The 17,502-nt window shown below is 36.4% G+C and carries 17 protein-coding genes; 10 read left to right on the forward strand and 7 right to left on the reverse strand.

Going from position 1 to position 17,502, the window contains the following annotated elements:
• Positions 1-74 precede the first annotated feature (74 nt).
• Positions 75-3,389 (forward strand): maltose alpha-D-glucosyltransferase, encoded by a 3,315-nt coding sequence (treS, locus tag AC2S94_RS13280; RefSeq protein ID WP_484629054.1) that lies wholly within the window; start codon positions 75-77, stop codon positions 3,387-3,389.
• Between the two features lie 3 nt (positions 3,390-3,392).
• On the opposite strand, the gene AC2S94_RS13285 is transcribed toward treS, so the two are convergent.
• Positions 3,393-4,589, reverse strand: coding sequence for a hypothetical protein (locus tag AC2S94_RS13285; protein WP_484629055.1), 1,197 nt, complete (start codon positions 4,587-4,589; stop codon positions 3,393-3,395).
• Positions 4,590-4,705: 116 nt separating this feature from the next.
• Positions 4,706-5,449: a class I SAM-dependent methyltransferase gene (locus tag AC2S94_RS13290; protein WP_484629056.1), complete on the reverse strand. Its 744-nt coding sequence runs from the start codon at positions 5,447-5,449 to the stop codon at positions 4,706-4,708.
• Positions 5,450-5,612: 163 nt separating this feature from the next.
• Here AC2S94_RS13290 and AC2S94_RS13295 point away from each other — a divergent pair, with 163 nt between their 5' ends.
• A complete protein-coding gene (locus AC2S94_RS13295; RefSeq protein WP_484629057.1) occupies positions 5,613-6,893 on the forward strand; it encodes a carboxypeptidase-like regulatory domain-containing protein in 1,281 nt (426 codons plus the stop codon).
• A 48-nt stretch (positions 6,894-6,941) separates the two neighbouring features.
• Here the strand turns inward: AC2S94_RS13295 and AC2S94_RS13300 are convergent, their stop codons facing one another.
• On the reverse strand, positions 6,942-7,526 hold the full coding sequence (locus AC2S94_RS13300) for a hypothetical protein (RefSeq protein WP_484629058.1): 585 nt from the start codon (positions 7,524-7,526) through the stop codon (positions 6,942-6,944).
• 698 nt (positions 7,527-8,224) lie between these two features.
• Between AC2S94_RS13300 and AC2S94_RS13305 the strand changes: the two genes are divergently transcribed.
• Complete coding sequence (locus AC2S94_RS13305; protein ID WP_484629059.1) at positions 8,225-8,623, forward strand: helix-turn-helix domain-containing protein; 399 nt, start codon at positions 8,225-8,227, stop codon at positions 8,621-8,623.
• A gap of 58 nt (positions 8,624-8,681) precedes the next feature.
• Here the strand turns inward: AC2S94_RS13305 and AC2S94_RS13310 are convergent, their stop codons facing one another.
• Complete coding sequence (locus AC2S94_RS13310; RefSeq protein WP_484629060.1) at positions 8,682-9,035, reverse strand: 4Fe-4S dicluster domain-containing protein; 354 nt, start codon at positions 9,033-9,035, stop codon at positions 8,682-8,684.
• A gap of 141 nt (positions 9,036-9,176) precedes the next feature.
• On the opposite strand from AC2S94_RS13310, the gene AC2S94_RS13315 reads away from it, so the two are divergent.
• The 7 genes from AC2S94_RS13315 to AC2S94_RS13345 all read left to right on the forward strand — a co-directional run bounded on the left by AC2S94_RS13315 (position 9,177) and on the right by AC2S94_RS13345 (position 15,930).
• On the forward strand, positions 9,177-10,235 hold the full coding sequence (locus tag AC2S94_RS13315; protein WP_484629061.1) for an acyl-CoA reductase: 1,059 nt from the start codon (positions 9,177-9,179) through the stop codon (positions 10,233-10,235).
• Between the two features lie 69 nt (positions 10,236-10,304).
• Positions 10,305-11,369, forward strand: coding sequence for a 3-phosphoserine/phosphohydroxythreonine transaminase (serC, locus tag AC2S94_RS13320; protein ID WP_484629062.1), 1,065 nt, complete (start codon positions 10,305-10,307; stop codon positions 11,367-11,369).
• 23 nt (positions 11,370-11,392) lie between these two features.
• Positions 11,393-12,355 (forward strand): D-2-hydroxyacid dehydrogenase, encoded by a 963-nt coding sequence (locus AC2S94_RS13325; RefSeq protein ID WP_484629063.1) that lies wholly within the window; start codon positions 11,393-11,395, stop codon positions 12,353-12,355.
• Between the two features lie 178 nt (positions 12,356-12,533).
• Positions 12,534-12,956, forward strand: coding sequence for a DUF6146 family protein (locus AC2S94_RS13330; protein WP_484629064.1), 423 nt, complete (start codon positions 12,534-12,536; stop codon positions 12,954-12,956).
• 29 nt (positions 12,957-12,985) lie between these two features.
• Positions 12,986-13,288, forward strand: coding sequence for a DUF6787 family protein (locus AC2S94_RS13335; RefSeq protein WP_484629065.1), 303 nt, complete (start codon positions 12,986-12,988; stop codon positions 13,286-13,288).
• A gap of 3 nt (positions 13,289-13,291) precedes the next feature.
• On the forward strand, positions 13,292-13,609 hold the full coding sequence (locus tag AC2S94_RS13340; protein ID WP_484629066.1) for a hypothetical protein: 318 nt from the start codon (positions 13,292-13,294) through the stop codon (positions 13,607-13,609).
• Between the two features lie 41 nt (positions 13,610-13,650).
• Positions 13,651-15,930, forward strand: coding sequence for a TonB-dependent receptor (locus tag AC2S94_RS13345; RefSeq protein ID WP_484629067.1), 2,280 nt, complete (start codon positions 13,651-13,653; stop codon positions 15,928-15,930).
• Positions 15,931-15,985: 55 nt separating this feature from the next.
• Here the strand turns inward: AC2S94_RS13345 and AC2S94_RS13350 are convergent, their stop codons facing one another.
• Genes AC2S94_RS13350 through msrA form a run of 3 tightly spaced genes read right to left on the reverse strand, consistent with a single transcriptional unit; the run spans position 15,986 to position 17,473 of the window.
• Entirely contained in the window at positions 15,986-16,288 is a 303-nt protein-coding gene (locus AC2S94_RS13350; protein WP_484629068.1) for a hypothetical protein, read from the reverse strand.
• A 43-nt stretch (positions 16,289-16,331) separates the two neighbouring features.
• A complete protein-coding gene (folE, locus tag AC2S94_RS13355) occupies positions 16,332-16,928 on the reverse strand; it encodes a GTP cyclohydrolase I FolE (RefSeq protein ID WP_484629069.1) in 597 nt (198 codons plus the stop codon).
• The gene (gene msrA, locus AC2S94_RS13360) at positions 16,928-17,473 is read right to left on the reverse strand and encodes a peptide-methionine (S)-S-oxide reductase MsrA (protein ID WP_484629070.1); all 546 of its coding nucleotides are present in this window, start codon (positions 17,471-17,473) and stop codon (positions 16,928-16,930) included. The genes folE and msrA overlap by 1 nt, the downstream gene beginning before the upstream one ends.
• Between the last annotated feature and the right edge of the window lie 29 nt (positions 17,474-17,502).

Consider the following 17,502-nt stretch of genomic DNA (forward strand, 5'->3'; position numbering starts at 1 on the left):
TTTTAACTGAAGCGGCTGGCATATTTTTTAAATTTAGAAGAACTAATTTCAAACCATAGAATAATCCTCCGCTTATGTCTGTAAAATCAGGTACTGAAGAAACCCAATGGTATAAAGATACCATCATTTACGAATTACACATTAAAGCCTTCTTTGATAAGAATGGCGATGGCATTGGTGATTTTGAAGGTTTAATGCAAAAACTTGATTACCTCGAAGACCTTGGCGTGACCGCAATATGGTTATTACCTTTTTATCCGTCGCCACTTAGAGACGATGGATATGATATTGCAGATTATTATTCGATAAATCCATCTTACGGAAATATTGAAGATTTCAAACTTTTCCTTGATGAAGCCCATAACCGCGGACTAAAAGTTATAACTGAACTTGTGATCAATCATACTTCAGACCAGCACGAATGGTTTCAAAGAGCCAGAAAGGCTCCGGCAGGATCTGACGAAAGAAATTATTATGTCTGGAGTGACGATCCTCAAAAATATAAGGATGCTCGAATTATTTTTACCGATACCGAGCCGTCTAATTGGAGTTGGGATGCCGAAGCTAAAGCTTATTACTGGCACAGGTTCTTTTCTCATCAACCAGATCTCAATTTTGACAATCCGCAGGTTCAGGAAGAGGTTTTTAATATTCTAGATTACTGGTGCGAAATGGGAGTGGATGGTTTCCGCCTGGATGCCGTCCCTTATTTATTCGAAAGAGAAGATACCAATTGCGAAAACCTTCCGCAGACGCATGAATTTCTGAAAAAGCTCAGAGCTCACGTTGATAAGAAATACGATAATAAACTATTGCTGGCCGAAGCGAATATGTGGCCGGAGGATTCTGCTGCCTATTTTGGTGATGGCGACGAGTGCCATATGAATTATCATTTTCCTATTATGCCGAGAATGTTCATGTCGGTAAAAATGGAGGATCGCTACCCTATTATTGATATTATAGATCAAACTCCGGAAATCCCAGAAAATTGCCAGTGGGGAATTTTTCTCAGAAACCATGATGAGTTAACCCTGGAAATGGTTACTGATGAGGAACGCGATTATATGTATAAAGTTTATACTAAAGATCCCCAGGCTAAGATAAATGTAGGTATCAGGCACAGGCTTGCTCCATTGCTAGAAAATAACCGTAGTAAGATCGAGCTTATGAATGTTCTGCTATTCTCTTTACCTGGAACACCTATCATTTATTACGGCGATGAAATAGGTATGGGTGACAACTTTTACCTTGGAGATCGCGATGGCGTAAGAACTCCAATGCAATGGACCGCAGATAGAAATGCAGGCTTTTCTCTCGCCAACCCGCAAAAATTGTATTTACCATTGATCATTGACCCAGAATACAAATACGAGTCTATCAATGTAGAAACTCAACAAATGATCTCCTCCTCCCTATTATGGTGGATGAAGAGAATCATCGGGATGCGTAAAAAATTTAAAGCTTTTGGCCGTGGAGCCATTGAATTTCTATCCCCGGCAAACTCAAAGATCATTGCTTACACAAGGACTTACGAAGATGAGAATATTCTGGTGGTAGCAAACCTTTCCAGGTTTTCACAACCGGCAGAAATAGACCTTGAAGAATATAAAGGATATACTCCGGTAGAAGTTTTCAGTCATAATAAATTTCCGGTCATCACAGAACGACCTTATTTATTTACACTTTCTCCGCACGGATATTACTGGTTCGTATTAGAGAAGGAAAGAGCTCGTGTGGAAGGAGAAACAAAAATTCCTTCCATGAATGTTGATAACTGGAATAATCTGCTGAAGAATCGGACGCTTCAAAAGTTATCCGGTCAGATTTTACCTCCTTATCTTGAGCATAGAAGATGGTTTGAAAGCGGGGGTAGAATTATTCAGGACATTATAATTAAAGAATCAATCGAATTTGTCGTAGAGGAATTGCCTACCCGAATCCTTATCCTTGAAGTTACTTTTAACGAAGGCCTTCCGGAATATTACCAATTACCAGTTTCCTTTGCTCCTATAAAGGACGAAAACCTGATCAGCGAAATTCCTAATAGAGGCATCATCGCGAAATTACAGATTGGCGAGGATGAAGGATATTTATTTGATTCAGTTTACGCGGAGGAATTTAGAGATGAGTTATTCAAAGGTTTTATCGATGCTAAAAGATCAAAAAATGGTTCTGGAGAATTAGAATTTTCATCAGATAAAGATCTTCTGGATTATTCTTACGATGAGATTAGATCTGATCTCGTGAGTACCGAGCACAGGCAGACAATTATCACCTACAATAATCTGCTGTTTTTAAAATTATACAGGAAGCTGGACCAGACCTTCAATCCTGATGTAGAAACCATAAAATTCCTATCTACCAAAACTGATTTTAAGAAAATATCAAATTATGCCGGAGCTATTAGGTTCAATATGAAGATTGGGAAACCCTATTACTTCGGGATGCTTCAACGAATTGAAGAGAATCAAGGTGAAGTATGGACGCATGTCAAAGATTCTCTGGACCGATATTTTGAACGGGTACTAACCACTTCAAAAAATATTGAACTGGAAACTCCAGATAATCATATTACTGAACCTTTGGGTTATGAAGAATTTCCTCAGTCAATTCAAGAAATGACCGGTATAATTCTTCCTGAAAGAATGTATCAACTTGGAGAATTCACGGCCGAGTTACACGATGCTTTATCTCAGCACAGCAAAGACAAAGACTTTGATAAAGAAGAATCTTCTTTACATTACCAGAGATCTCTTTTTTCAGGTTTACAAACGCTTACCAGGACAAGTCTGGAAAAGCTAAAGTCAGTTTTAAAAGAACTTCCTGAAGATACCCGTGAAGAAGCTGAAGAAATTATCGCTTCAAGAAAAGAGATCTTAAACTGTTTTAAAGATATCTATGATCATAAAATTCCTGTGATGAAAATCAGGACTCATGGTGATTATCATTTGAGACAGATTCTTTGGACTGGTCGAGAATATATCATGAATAGCTTTGAAGGAGACCCATCGAAATCATTTAGCGAAAGAAGAATAAGAAGATCGGCAATGCGAGATCTTGCCGCCATGATTCGGTCTTTACATTATGCTGCTTATAGTAGTATCCTTTCAGAAGAATATAATCAACAGCGTAAAGAAGGGAATTTGGAGGAATGGGCTGAAACCTGGCATTATTATATCAGCAGGTTATATATTAAAGGCTATTTTGATAAGGCCGGAGATAAAGATTATGTACCAAAAAGTCAGGACGATTTTAAAATTCTCATGCATACATTTTTACTGGAAAAAGCTTTGCATGAATTGAATTTTGAAATTGAAAACCGTCCTGAATGGATCATTATCCCTATCCGTGGAATTAAAGCTGTATTAAATCATTATCAAAAGAAATGATCCTTATTCAACGATGTACATTTCGTTGGAAGCTTTAATATATTCCTGAGGATTAAATGTGGATTCAAAACTATTTCTAACCAGATCTAGCTTGAGTTTCAATGTTTGCATTTCATCTTTAAGAAATGGATCATTCTGATATTTTGCGATCAGTTTTTCGTATTTGTCAAGGTTTTCAAGAATTCGAAATGTAAGCATCCCAAATCTGATCTTCAGGTTTTGAACTGCCAGCATCTGGTCGTGATATTCCTGTTTCCAATTTTCAGGATTATTTTTACGCTCTTCTACGATTCTATTTTCAGCAATTTTAGAAATATCCAGAATGTATTGTGTACGTTTTTTCGCGTCCGTTTCATTCGTAAAATTCTCGGTGAAGTCTTTCTTTTTAATATCCAGAATCTTAACAAGGTTTTCCTGCATAGCTTTATTCTGAAGTTCTTTCAATTCATTCAGGCTTTTATTGATCGCCTCCCATTCCGTTTCAATTAGATCTTTATCATGCGTAAACTGCGAAATTGAAGTCGTTAATTTCAGCATTTTAATACTTTGCTCTCTTAACTCCTTATCTCTTCTATTAAGCGAACCCACAAACTGACTAATGCCGTCGATCAAACTTCCGGCGAACATACCTGTAAAAGGTGTTCCTTTTGCCAGATCTCCGGTTACCTGAAGCATATGATTTAGCGCTTCCAGACGTGCATCATCTTCCTTTTCCTCAGCTATGTAGCCTTTAAATTTTCCAAACCATTCCTGGTATCCCTCATAATTCATAGGATTTCCAACTGCATCCAGGGTGGTATAGAACTCTCTGGAAGTGTTGAAGAGATTTAAAGGTTTGATCTCTCGCTCCATCGAGGCAAGATTTAGCACCGCTGAACTGTAATTATACTTGTAGACACTAACCGTATTCTTATCTATCTCCTCCTGTCTTTCCTCCAGAAATTTCACTCTTTCCAGCAATTTTTCAACTTTTTCTGAAGCCGAATTGGTGTTTTTAATACTTTCATCCAGATTGGTGATCTTGGAATCTATTTCTTTAATTCTGAATTCGAGGTTCTGGCTGAGCAAAGATCGCTCCCTGTTTAACTCTTTAAGCACTTGCTCGGTTACAGAGGCGCTTTGATTATCGGCATAAATTTGTGCTTTAGCATTGGTAAAGCTGAACATGGCAGCTACAAAAACGAAGATTATCTTCTTCATAAGGTATTGATTTAGTCAATATTTAAACGATGAAGGATTTTGCATATTTCATGCCATCAGGAATTTATTAGGTATAAGTTATTAAACTAAGAGTCAGTAAACTTAGAAGTGTAGAATTATTGATCAGATCTCTTCATTTTCCCCAATTTGAACAGAATAGGAAAATTTACCGAATTCTTTTCTCCGAAGCTCTTTCTTAGATCTTTCTCAATCAAAGAAACCGGATCGCTTCCATTCTTATTTTCATAATGCTTTACCGCAGACCAGGTTCGAAGGTATCCCAGTAAATGCTCTATATGCCAGTGATAGTTTCTGGTGAATTTGGGAGTTTCTATCAGATGAAAAGGAAATGGAATTGTCTTATATTCTTCATCAAGATATTTTCGTTCTTCATCCCAATAATCGCCAATAATTTCGTCATAGAATTTCCGGATAATTAAATTAGTTTCAGGATTGGAATAAAACAAACCATATCCAAGAATTGCGATCAATCCGTCGGGTTTCAAACAGCGCTTAACTTCGGAATAAAATTTTCCAAAATCGAACCAGTGCACGGCTTGTGCTGAAATAACGAGATCGAATTGAGAGTTTTTAAAATTAGTCTTTTCCGCAGGCTGAACAGAATAATTAATATTCGGCTTCTTTATGGCGTGTTTCATCTGATTTGAACTTATATCAGTAGCTTCAACCTTTTTGAATAATTCTGCAAGTTCTCCGGCTACCTGACCGTTCCCGGTTGCGGAGTCCCAGGCTGTTTCAAAACCATTTAATTTTTCCTTCAAGAATATGTAAATATCATCAGGATAAGAAGGCCTAAATCTTGCGTAATCTTCAGCATGGTTCGAAAAATTATCTTTCATATATTTTAATCTTTCTCTTATTACATTATTTTTAAAATAATGAGCATAAAACTAAAAATATAACAATTGTTCAATTCAAAAAGAGAGTGATTCACATCAAATTAAGCCTGAAAATCATTATATTGTATAAGTTTATTCAAACTTAATTTAATTATATACAATTATGAAAAGATTTGATTTAATGCTTAACGGCAGTAAAATATCTGTCGTTTTAAGTTTTTGCCTTTTATTCTTCACAATGCAAAGTTTTGCTTTCCAACCTGCTGAGGTGGAATATGTGGAATATAAAGGTGAAGTGGTAAGTGCCAGTAATGGAAGAGGTATTTCATCAGCCTATCTTTCCTTAAATAACAGTAATATTTCTACCATAACAAATTCTGACGGTGAATTTTCTCTGAAAGTTCCTGAAGATCTTATAGAAGCTACGGTAACAACATCGGTTCTGGGTTTTCAGAGTAAAACCCTGCCTTTAGAGTATTTTAAACCTGAAGGGACAGTTATTGAGCTTGATGAAACTGTTGAAGAGTTAACCGAAGTTAGCCTGTATAAAGCAACAAATGCCAGCTTACTGGTGAAAGAAATGCTGGATAAAAAAGACGAAAATTATCTTTCAGACGAAAGCTTAATGACCTCTTTTTATCGTGAAACTATTAAAAAAGGATGGTCTAACATCAGTCTTTCCGAAGCGGTGGTGAAAATTCAGAAAAGTTCCTATAGCTCCAGTAAAAAAGATCTTGTTTCGCTTTACAAAGCACGTAAAAGCACAGATTATGACAAACTAGATACTGTCGCGCTAAAGTTGCGTGGAGGTCCATTCAATACCCTGTATGTTGATATGATGAAATATACAGAGTATGTGCTTAGACCTGAAATGATGGATAGTTACAATTTCCAATTTGATGACCCAACAAAGATCAATGATCGTTATACTTATGTGGTGAACTTCAAGGAAATTGATGAAACTGATCCGTGGTATTATGGTAAATTATTTATAGATGCAGAAACTTCCACACTCGTGAAAGCTGAATATAGCCTGAATGTAGACGATCGCGATGCTGCAGCGGCCATGTTCGTTAAAAAGAAACCTAACGGATCAAAAGTTTTTCCTACAGAATTAAATTACCAGGTAGATTATGCTCAAAATGATGGAAAATGGCACTATGCTTATGGAAGAGCACAATTAGAATATGTGGTAAACTGGAAACGAAAGATCTTTAATTCAAAATATAAGATCAATAGTGAAATGGTGGTTACAGATTGGCAACCTTATGCTGGTGACGACTGGAGAAAATCTAATGAAACGATTAGACCTAATATTGTAATGGTAGATGATGTTTCAGGATTTTACGATTCAGAATTCTGGGGAAGTAATAATATAATCGAACCTGAAAAATCGATTCAGAACGCCATTGACAAAATTAAACGGAAGATGGACGATAATTAAAAAGCAAAACCCACTAAAAAGTGGGTTTTTTATTGGACAATTTTTGGTTTAAATAATCGTAATAGTTTCAGTGAATCTCGCTGATTTAGTATTGATCCTAAATGTGTAATCGCCGGGAGTTACATCAGAAAAGTCAAAGGTTTTCTTCAAGACGCTCTCTCTAGATTTTAAATTACCTACAGATTCGCCATGCTTGTCGAATATTTCAACTTCAATATAATTCTCAGAAGGATTTACCAGGTAGAATTTTACCAGATCGTTTTCCATTTTAAAGCATGGCTTAAATACGGTAGAATAAGCTTCACTGTCTATACTCACCAGCTCGTTATTTTTAGTAATAACGGAAGTAGATCTAATAAATTCCTTATCCATGATTAAAAGATATTTACCATCGGGTAAATTCTTAAAATCAATAGTTTTGGAAAAATTCTTTTCATTTAGGAATCTATCCTTATACAATACGTCTCCTGTTGAATTTATTAAGCTCAAAACTGAACCTGTTTCAACTTTTTTCACTTCAACCACCAGGCTTTGCTGATTGTTGATTTTTAGATCTACTCCATCTGCAGCGTGCACATTGATAACAAACATTACCAATAGTGTCATCATTAAAGTTTTAATTGTGTTTTTCATAATCTTAAATTTTAAAGGTTAGAACTTCGATTAAAGATTTATTCAAACTTAGATTAGAACTACTTCACATGATAGAAGTCTATGTACCAGTTTATGTGATAAATTAACCTTCGAGCGAGTCCAGAAAACGTTTTCGGTTAATATTCAACACATTAATGATAATTATGCATTAATTTAGTAGATCATCACAACCTAACTTTAAGGTAAAATTGGTGATTATGAGTCTGAGTAATAAGCCAACTTTAGAAAAAATTTAGCCGGGTTTTGGAAGTTCTTTTTCCTACCGCACGTATCATAAAACGCATAATGATAAAAGGCCTACCTTCTGGCATTACCATCCGGAGATAGAATTAGTATATGTAAATGGTGGTTGCGGAAAAAGGCAAATAGGAAGTCATATTTCATATTATCGCAACGGAGACCTTATATTAATTGGTTCCCTGCTCCCCCATTGCTCGTTTACAGATAGTCTTACCGGGCACGAGGGTGAAACTGTTATTCAGTTAAAACAGGATTTTCTCGGAGATAATTTTTTTGATGCTGCAGAATTAATTGGAATTCGAAATTTACTGGAACGGGCTAAAAAAGGTATAGTTTTCCACGGAAATACTAAAAGAAGAATTGGTGCCAAGGTTGAAAGCCTTAAAGATCTGGATTCTTTCAGCCGACTTTTAGGATTACTTGATATTTTAAAGCAATTGGAAAAAGCTGAAAAATATACCATACTGAATGCTGGAGGTTTTATTCTTGAAACTACGCTTCAGGATAATGACAGGATCAATATCATTTTCAATTTTGTAAAAGAAGAATTTACCAGGTCTATCAGTCTGGATGAGATTAGTGAAAAAGTGAGTATGACCAATCCGGCTTTTTGCCGGTATTTTAAAAAGATTACAGGAAAAACGTTTACAAATTTCGTGAATGAATACAGACTGGCTCACGCCGCAAAACTTCTCCATGAAAAGCAGATAAGTATTACCGAAGTATGTTTTGAAAGCGGATTCAACAACTTCAGTCATTTCAATAAACAATTCAAGAATTTTACGGGAAAATCACCTTCTACCTATAGAAATGAATTAAAGTTCAGTGTTTCCTAAATAAAAAGATCCCATTTTCTCAAATGGGATCTAATGTTATGATTTAAAATGTTCGATTTTATTCGTCATGATGCATAAAGCGTTGTTTGGCTAACAACTCGTCTTCACTTTCAACATGATCATCATCTGGAACACAACAATCTACGGGACAAACTGCCGCACACTGAGGTTCTTCGTGGAATCCCTGGCATTCTGTACATTTATCTGGTACGATATAATAGATCTCATCACTTATTGGCTCCTGAGCTTCATTAGCATCGGCTTCTTTACCATTAGGAAGAACAACTTCTCCTTCCAGATCTGTTCCATCGGCATATCTCCAGTCATCTGCGCCTTCATAAATTGCGGTATTTGGGCATTCTGGCTCGCAGGCCCCGCAGTTTATGCATTCATCGGTTATAACAATTGCCATAGCTTTTCTTTTATTTGTAAATTTAAATACTGAACGAAAAAAGACCGGTAGCTTTTAGGAAAATTTATGGTTTTCAGCTGCGGAAACTTTAATTTCGCTGCACAAATTTAACAAGGGACACCCTCTTAACCAAATTAGACGATGACAATTGATGACCATAAATCACATCTGGTAACATTAGGTAAATTTCTGAAGCAATTTAAGGTCTCAGATTCAGTTCCTGATGAAAGCATTCCGGGAAATGATAAATTCTTTGCAGAAATGGATCAAAAGATCGATTCTGCAATTCATTATAATGGTTGGTTCAATCGTGAAAATATCATCTACTCCCTGCAACAATGGAGCGAAGCCCTTACGCCCAGAAATCTAAAACTCTGGTTAGCGGACTACGATTTGTCAAAAAGCGGTGGTAAAACTGTAGGAATTGTGATGGCGGGAAATATTCCACTGGTAGGCTTCCATGATTTTTTATCTGTGTTGGTTTCGGGACATAGTGTTTTGGTAAAATTATCAACGAACGATAAGCAATTACTTCCGGTTATTGCAGCCTATTTAATGAACCTGGATAGCAGGTATGAAAACAGAATTAGATTCACCGATAATAAACTGGAAAATTTTGATGCTGTCATTGCCACCGGAAGTAATAATACTGCACGATATTTCGAATATTACTTTAAAGATAAACCGAGCATTATTCGCAAGAACAGAAATTCGGTTGCTGTAATTAGCGGTAATGAGACCAAAGTAGAGCTTTCTAAATTGAGTGAAGACATTTTCAGGTATTACGGTCTTGGCTGCCGAAATGTATCAAAACTATTTGTTCCTGAAAATTATGATTTTGACACTTTCTTCAAAGCCATGTACAACTGGAATCCCATTATTAACCAGGATAAATATGCCAACAACTACGATTATAACAAGGCAGTTTACCTTATGAGTGAATTTAAGTTACTGGACAATGGTTTTTTGATGCTGAAAGAAGATGAAAGCTTCGGCTCTCCTATTGCCACACTATTTTATGAAAAATATCAGGATGAAAAAGAGCTTGAAAAACTACTGAAAGAAAACGATGAAAAAATTCAGTGTATCGTAAAAAATGATCCGGCAAAAAACGAAGTGAATTTTGGACAAACCCAGAAACCACAATTATGGAATTATGCCGATAACATTGATACGATCGACTTTCTTTCTAAACTTTAATCTTATAATTTCCCTAACAGCGATTCCATTCAAAATTTGGCATCTTTGTGATAATCAACTACAATTTTTATGAAAAAGCACAACTTTAGCGCCGGCCCTTGTATTTTACCCCAGGAAGTTTTTCAGGAAGCTTCTGAGGCTATTCTGAATTTCAATAATTCAGGGTTATCTATTTTAGAGATTTCCCATAGAAGTGCCGACTTTGTTTCAGTTATGGATGAAGCTCAGTCACTGGCACTGGAATTATTAGGTTTAAAAGATAAAGGCTATAAAGCTCTTTTTTTACAGGGAGGTGCAAGTATGCAGTTTCTAATGGTGGCTTATAACCTTTTAGAAAAAAAGGCTGCATACTTAAACACCGGAACCTGGTCTTCCAAAGCGATCAAAGAAGCTAAGTTGTTTGGAGAAGTTGAAGAAGTGGCCTCATCCAAAGACAAGAATTTCAACTATATCCCAAAATCATATTCTATTTCAAATGACGTAGATTATTTCCATTGTACCAGTAATAATACCATTTTCGGAACTCAGATGAAAGAATTTCCGGCTACAGAAAAACCAATGGTTTGTGATATGAGTAGCGATATTTTTTCAAGGGATATGGACTTTTCAAAATTTGATCTTATCTACGCCGGAGCTCAAAAAAATATGGGCCCAGCAGGTACTACACTGGTAATAATTAAAGAAGATATTTTAGGAAAGGTTTCTCGAGAAATTCCTTCCATGATGAGTTACCAAACACATATTGACAAGGATAGTATGTTCAACACACCGGCGGTTTACGCTGTGTATGTGTCTATGCTTACCTTGAGATGGATCAAATCAAAAGGTGGTATAAAAGCCATGGAAGAATTAAATAGTAAGAAAGCAGATCTTCTCTATTCTGAAATAGATAGAAATCCATTATTTGAAGGTTTTGCTGAAAAAGCTGATCGTTCTACCATGAACGCGACTTTTAACCTGGTTAATGAAGAGCATAAAGAGGCTTTTGACAAACTGTGGAAAGATGCCGGGGTAAATGGTCTAAATGGACATAGAAGTGTTGGAGGATACAGGGCATCTATGTACAATGCATTGCCACTTGAAAGCGTTCAGGTAGTGGTGGACTGCATGAAAGAATTAGAAAGTAAAGTATAAAAAATTATAGATCATTTAAAGAAATGAAAGTATTAGCGAACGATGGTATCTCACAAAGCGGTGTTGAAACACTAAAAAAGGCCGGATTTGAGGTTATTGTCAAGAAAGTAGCACAGGAGCAACTTAAAGATTATTTAAATGAAAATGCCGTTAGCGTTCTGTTGGTAAGGAGCGCCACCAAGGTTAGAAAAGATATTATAGATAATTGCATTCATCTTAAGGTAATTGGCCGTGGAGGAGTTGGAATGGATAACATTGATGTGGAGTATGCTAAAAGTAAAGGTATTGCTGTAATCAATACTCCCGCAGCTTCGTCCAGTTCGGTGGCCGAGCTTGTTTTTGCCCACTTGTTCGGAGGTGTAAGAAAACTTCATGATTCTAATCGGAATATGCCTTTGGAAGGAGATTCAAGATTTAAGGATCTGAAAAAAGCTTATGCCGGTGGTGTTGAACTACGCGGTAAAACGCTAGGTATTATTGGCTTCGGAAGAATTGGTAGAGAAGTTGCAAAAATCGCTCTAGGTATCGGAATGAAGGTTATCGCGAGTGATCAGGAAGTTGGGGAAGCTGAAATCACCTTAGAATTTTACAATGATCAAAGCATTAAAATTCCTATCAAAACTGAACCAGTTGAAATGCTTATCAAGGATTCTGATTTCATTACGCTACATGTTCCCGCTCAGGATCAACCAATCATCGGAAAGAACGAATTTGATAAAATGAAAGATGGTGTTGGGATAATAAATGCTGCTCGAGGTGGAGTTCTTGATGAAGAAGCACTTTTAGCCGCCATCGATTCAGGAAAAGTATCGTTTGCTGCCTTAGATACTTATGAAAATGAACCAACTCCGGCCATAAAATTATTGATGAACGAAAGCATTTCATTGAGTCCGCATATCGGCGCTGCCACTAATGAAGCTCAGGAGCGTATTGGCGTCGAGCTTGCAGAGCAGATCATTTCTATCCTGAAAAAGGAAAAAGCATAAATCAAGATAAATTTTTGGAAAAAGCCGTTGATCAGGGATCATCGGCTTTTTATTATTTCATTAGGATTTATCGAAAATAAACTTGGTAAATTATGCCTTGAACCTGTTCTTAGGAGTAATTTTTAAAGTATTGCTGAACGGGGAATAATTTTTGAGCTAAAAAGTTTAAACTTACAACATGAGAAATTTTCTTTATATAGGTCTGCTTGCCTTATTTATTTATAGCTGCGGTTCCTCTGGTGGTCGCAATTTTCCCAATGGAAATAATTCTGAAAACGATACGGTAAGAATTGCTAATGATAGCCTTGAATACGAGATCATCATTATTGAACCGGGATTTAATCTCTTCATCAATTCTTATGCAAGACAAAGAGGATATTATTCACAAAGCTACCTTGAAAATAAAAATCGTCTGATCGTACCTGAGTACAATCAGCGTGTAGGGCAACCATTAAGGTATAATCCAGATTTATATATGAATGTGATCAATTACGATCCAAGTATAGACTATGGTTACGAGGTGAATTACCTTTTGTATAACTATTTCGTTTACTTCAGCAGACATTATAACCAAAGATTTAGTGTACCTACAAGGATTTGATTCTTTAGTCATTTCCTTATATTTGCAGCATGAAGAAATTAAAAGATCGCTGGGGTATAGATTCCAACTGGCAATTATTTATAATTTTACTGGTATTTGCTATTACCGGCTCTTCAGCTGCAAAATTGGCTAGCCCATTGTGCGAACTAGTTGGAATTACCCAGCAAAACAGCCACTGGAGCGTTTACTGGCTTTTCAGAATATTACTGATCTTCCCTATTTACCAGGTTTTACTGGTTACTTTTGGCTGGATTTTCGGTCAGTTTCAATTTTTCTGGGCTTTCGAAAAAAAGATGCTAAGCAGAATTGGTTTCGCTAAAATTTTCAAATAAATCTTGAAGTTAGTTCAAAACATACTACTCATTATTGCATCGGCTCTTATTCTATTGCCGTCGGTAGTAAGTTTTTCTCATATTTTTAATGAGCACGATCATAAGCTTTGTGATAATTATGCTGAACATCATTATCATTCAAAGGCATTAGATTGCGATCTTCATAAATTTCACAAGAATCCCGCAATAAATTATCAGTTACCAGAATTCGTTCTGGTGGTTACAGAGATTGCTAAAGAGCAAATCTTTGATTACTATAAGTTTTTAAATGAATATGAACCCCTTTATTTTGATCTTCGGGGACCGCCTTCGCTTGTCTAATTCTACGAAAAGCAAATTCATAAATCATTTAATTTTTACCAATGCGAAATACATTGTTATTTACACTGCTTTTGGCAGTGAATTCTATTATATATAGTCAGGAAAATAAATTAACCGGAACTGTAACCGATAAAAATACAGGAGAAGCCGTCTTTAGTGCGAACGTCTATTTACCTCAATTAGAAAAAGGAACTATGACGAACCTGGATGGTGAATTCACCATCAATAATCTTCCAAATGGAAATTATAAACTGGTGATTTCTTCCATAGGTTTTACCACTTTGAATCTTGATATTACTATTTCTTCAGAAAATTTGCAGATCACTTTGAATCCATCGGCCATAGAGATGGAAGAAGTAATCGTTTCAACTCCATTTCACCAGTTACAAAGTGAAAATGTAATGAAAGTTGAAAGGCAAAGCGTTTCAGAATTAAATAAAAAGGGAGCTATCAATTTATCTGATGGTATCACACAAATCGCCGGGGTTGAAAGTTTAACCACGGGTGTGGGAATTGGAAAGCCGGTAATACGCGGATTAAGTTCTAATCGGGTTTTGGTTTACACGCAGGGTGTAAGGCTCGAAAATCAGCAATATGGAGATGAGCATGGTCTTGGGATAAGTTCTAAGGGAATAGGAAGTGTTGAGGTTATCAAAGGGCCTGCTTCTTTACTCTACGGAAGTGATGCAATTGGTGGTGTGCTTTACCTAAATCCGGAAAGCTATGCAAATGCAGGAGAAACAAACGCAGCATTAGAAACAGATTATTTTAGTAATACCATTGGATATCAAACCAGTCTAATGGCAAAAACATCCACGGAAAAATTGAAGTTTCTGGCAAGGGGAAGTTATGCTGCGCATAGCGATTATCAGGATGGTAACGATACACGTGTGACGAATACCAGATTTAATGAGAAGGACGTAAAAGCCGGAATTGGCTTTCAGGACAGAAATTATAAAGCAGACCTGAGATATAATTTCAACAGAAGTGAAATTGGAATTCCTGAAGAAATTGGCCTGCAGTCAAAAGACAAAGAGCCGCTTCTGCCCTTTCAGAAAATTGATAACCATGTTTTAAGCCTGGACAATAGATTTTATTTTGATAATTCCAGCCTAGATTTTAAAATAGGATACCAGTTCAATGACAGAAAGGAATTTGAAGAACATCATCACCACGAAGGTGAGGAGGAAGAACACGAGGAGCACGAAGAAGAACACGAGGAGCATGAAGAGGAAGCTGGAACTGAACCAGCCTTGGAAATGCATCTTGAAACGGTTAATTACAATTTAAAATATAATCTTCCAAAACTCGGAAATTTTGAAACCATAGCAGGAATTCAGGGAATGTATCAAACCAATTCTAATTTTGGTGAAGAAATCCTGATTCCGGATGCAGAGACTATTGATTTTGGGATATTTGTTACTACACATTATCACTTGGATAACTGGGATTTCCAGGGTGGCTTAAGATTTGACAACAGAACGCTGGAAACTGAAGAGTTTCAAAAAGAAGACGGTGATATAATTTCAGCTGTAGATCGTGATTTCAATAGTATAAATGCAGCAATTGGTGCAAAATATCAATTTGATCAGAAATTTATCGCCAGATTGAATCTTGCCAGCGGTTTCAGAGCTCCTAACCTATCAGAATTGACTTCAAATGGAAATCATAATGGAGCTAATCGATATGAAATTGGGAATCCTGATCTGAACAACGAACAGAACTTTCAGGTAGATCTGGCTTTGGAATGGCGTAATGAACATTTCGAGGCTTTCGTAAATGCTTTTAATAACAGTGTGAGCGATTATATTTTTATTAGTCCTACTGGAGAAAATTTAGAAGGTGAACCGGTTTTTAGATATGAACAGGCAAATGCTAATTTGTACGGAGGAGAAATTGGTGTGCATATCCATCCGCATCCATTAGATTGGCTGCACTTGGAAAGTAGCTTTGAAACTGTAACCGGAAAATTGAATGAAAATACGTATCTGCCGCTGATCCCTGCGAATTCATGGACTAATACTCTAAGAATTGAGTTTGAAAGTGGAAACAGTTTTAAAGACAGTTATACATTCTTGCGATTACAGAATGTATTTGATCAGGATAATCCCGGGCAATTCGAAACTGCCACTAGTGGCTATGCTCTTTTGGGTGCTGGTGTAGGAACTGTTTTAGACCTTAATGATCTAAGATTAGATTTAAATCTAAGTGGGAGCAATCTTTTAAATAAAGAGTATATCTCTCATTTGTCCCGATTAAAACCAGACGGTATAAATAACATTGGTAGAAATATAGTACTCTCTGCAAAGTTGAGTATCTAAATAAAAAAGGCTGTCAATAAATGACAGCCTTTTTTCCTTTAACTAATTAAGCAAACTAATAACTTTCAACTTCAATAACCTGAGCTTTTAATGGCTCTTTCTTCCATACATGAGTATAAAGATACATTAAAGTGAAAGTTGGAATAATATCGGTTCCTGGCAGTATCTCTTCTAGGAATACCAACACTGAAGCCAGTTTACCTTTTCTACCCGGGTACATCTCACTCATTTTTTTAGCAGCGTAAGGTGCCCATAAAAGATCCAAAAAAGGACCCACCAAAGGAATTGCTACGGTAGCCATACCAGCCAGGTCGTATACAAGTCCTTTTACAAAAGTTTTATCTCTGAATAATTTCATCTTTTTGATTTTTCTCTATATAAATCAAATAAGATGCCAAATTCTATCTCAAGTCGGAGCTGATAAGCTTTAAGAACTCATTCCTGGTTTCAATTTCCTTAAATTGTCCGCGAAATCCGGAAGTAGTTGTTGCGCTATTCTGTTTTTGAACGCCACGCATCATCATGCACATATGTACCGCTTCAATAACTACGGCTACACCCTGAGGCTGCAAGGTATCATTCAAACACTCCAGAATATCATGAGTTAAACGTTCCTGCACCTGTAGTCTGCGTGCGAAAACATCAACTACTCTGGGCAATTTGCTTAAACCAATAATTTTTCCATTTGGAATATAAGCTATATGAGCCTTTCCAAAAAATGGTAACATATGATGCTCACAAAGAGAGTATAGTTCAATATCCTTAACAACGACCATTTCGTCATAACTTTCTTCAAAAACGGCTTTTTTTAAAATCTCCTCCGCATTCATGGAATAACCCTGGGTGAGGAACTGCATTGCCTTGGCAGCTCGTTCAGGCGTTTTTAATACTCCTTCCCTACTTGGGTCTTCTCCCACACCTTTAATAATATCATGAAAATTACCTTTCATTTTCTCGGTAATCTCTTCATTATACTCTTCAAAATATTTATAAGCCATTAGTTCTTTAATTTATCGGAAAACAATTTTTTCAATTTAGTGATCTTTGGATCTATGATGAATTGGCAATATGGTTGCTGCCTGTGTTGATTGTAAAAATCCTGATGCTCTTCTTCTGCTTTGTAAAATGCAGAAGCTTCACTCACTTCGGTTACTATAGGATCCTGGAACATTTTTTTAGATTCCAGTAAGGCTATCACCTCCTCAGCTTTTGATTTTTGCTCTTCATCATGATAAAATATCGCGCTACGATATTGGGTTCCTACATCGTTTTGCTGACGATTTAAAGTAGTAGGATCATGAGTTGCGAAAAAGATAAGAAGCAATTCTTCGTAACCTATTCTTTCAGGATCAAATTCTATTTCTATAGCTTCCGCATGACCAGTTCTCCCAGTAATGATCTCCCGATAAGCAGGATTTTTGATCTGCCCGCCGGTAAATCCGGATATTACCTGTTCCACTCCTTCCAGTCTTTGAAAAACAGCCTCAGTACACCAAAAACAACCTCCTGCTAACGTGGCCTTTTTCAATTTCGATTCTGACATATAAACAATTTTATTTTTGTTTATCAAAT

The sequence above is a fragment of the Christiangramia pacifica genome, assembly GCF_057221535.1.

Excerpts from the sequence above, each read along its gene's own strand:
- treS (WP_484629054.1), top strand. The coding sequence starts at position 75 with ATGTCTGTAAAATCAGGTACTGAAGAAACCCAATGGTATAAAGATACC.
- AC2S94_RS13285 (WP_484629055.1), bottom strand. The coding sequence starts at position 4,589 with ATGAAGAAGATAATCTTCGTTTTTGTAGCTGCCATGTTCAGCTTTACC.
- AC2S94_RS13290 (WP_484629056.1), bottom strand. The coding sequence starts at position 5,449 with ATGAAAGATAATTTTTCGAACCATGCTGAAGATTACGCAAGATTTAGG.
- AC2S94_RS13295 (WP_484629057.1), top strand. The coding sequence starts at position 5,613 with ATGAAAAGATTTGATTTAATGCTTAACGGCAGTAAAATATCTGTCGTT.
- AC2S94_RS13300 (WP_484629058.1), bottom strand. The coding sequence starts at position 7,526 with ATGAAAAACACAATTAAAACTTTAATGATGACACTATTGGTAATGTTT.
- AC2S94_RS13310 (WP_484629060.1), bottom strand. The coding sequence starts at position 9,035 with ATGGCAATTGTTATAACCGATGAATGCATAAACTGCGGGGCCTGCGAG.
- AC2S94_RS13315 (WP_484629061.1), top strand. The coding sequence starts at position 9,177 with ATGACAATTGATGACCATAAATCACATCTGGTAACATTAGGTAAATTT.
- serC (WP_484629062.1), top strand. The coding sequence starts at position 10,305 with ATGAAAAAGCACAACTTTAGCGCCGGCCCTTGTATTTTACCCCAGGAA.
- AC2S94_RS13325 (WP_484629063.1), top strand. The coding sequence starts at position 11,393 with ATGAAAGTATTAGCGAACGATGGTATCTCACAAAGCGGTGTTGAAACA.
- AC2S94_RS13330 (WP_484629064.1), top strand. The coding sequence starts at position 12,534 with ATGAGAAATTTTCTTTATATAGGTCTGCTTGCCTTATTTATTTATAGC.
- AC2S94_RS13335 (WP_484629065.1), top strand. The coding sequence starts at position 12,986 with ATGAAGAAATTAAAAGATCGCTGGGGTATAGATTCCAACTGGCAATTA.
- AC2S94_RS13345 (WP_484629067.1), top strand. The coding sequence starts at position 13,651 with ATGCGAAATACATTGTTATTTACACTGCTTTTGGCAGTGAATTCTATT.
- AC2S94_RS13350 (WP_484629068.1), bottom strand. The coding sequence starts at position 16,288 with ATGAAATTATTCAGAGATAAAACTTTTGTAAAAGGACTTGTATACGAC.
- folE (WP_484629069.1), bottom strand. The coding sequence starts at position 16,928 with ATGGCTTATAAATATTTTGAAGAGTATAATGAAGAGATTACCGAGAAA.
- msrA (WP_484629070.1), bottom strand. The coding sequence starts at position 17,473 with ATGTCAGAATCGAAATTGAAAAAGGCCACGTTAGCAGGAGGTTGTTTT.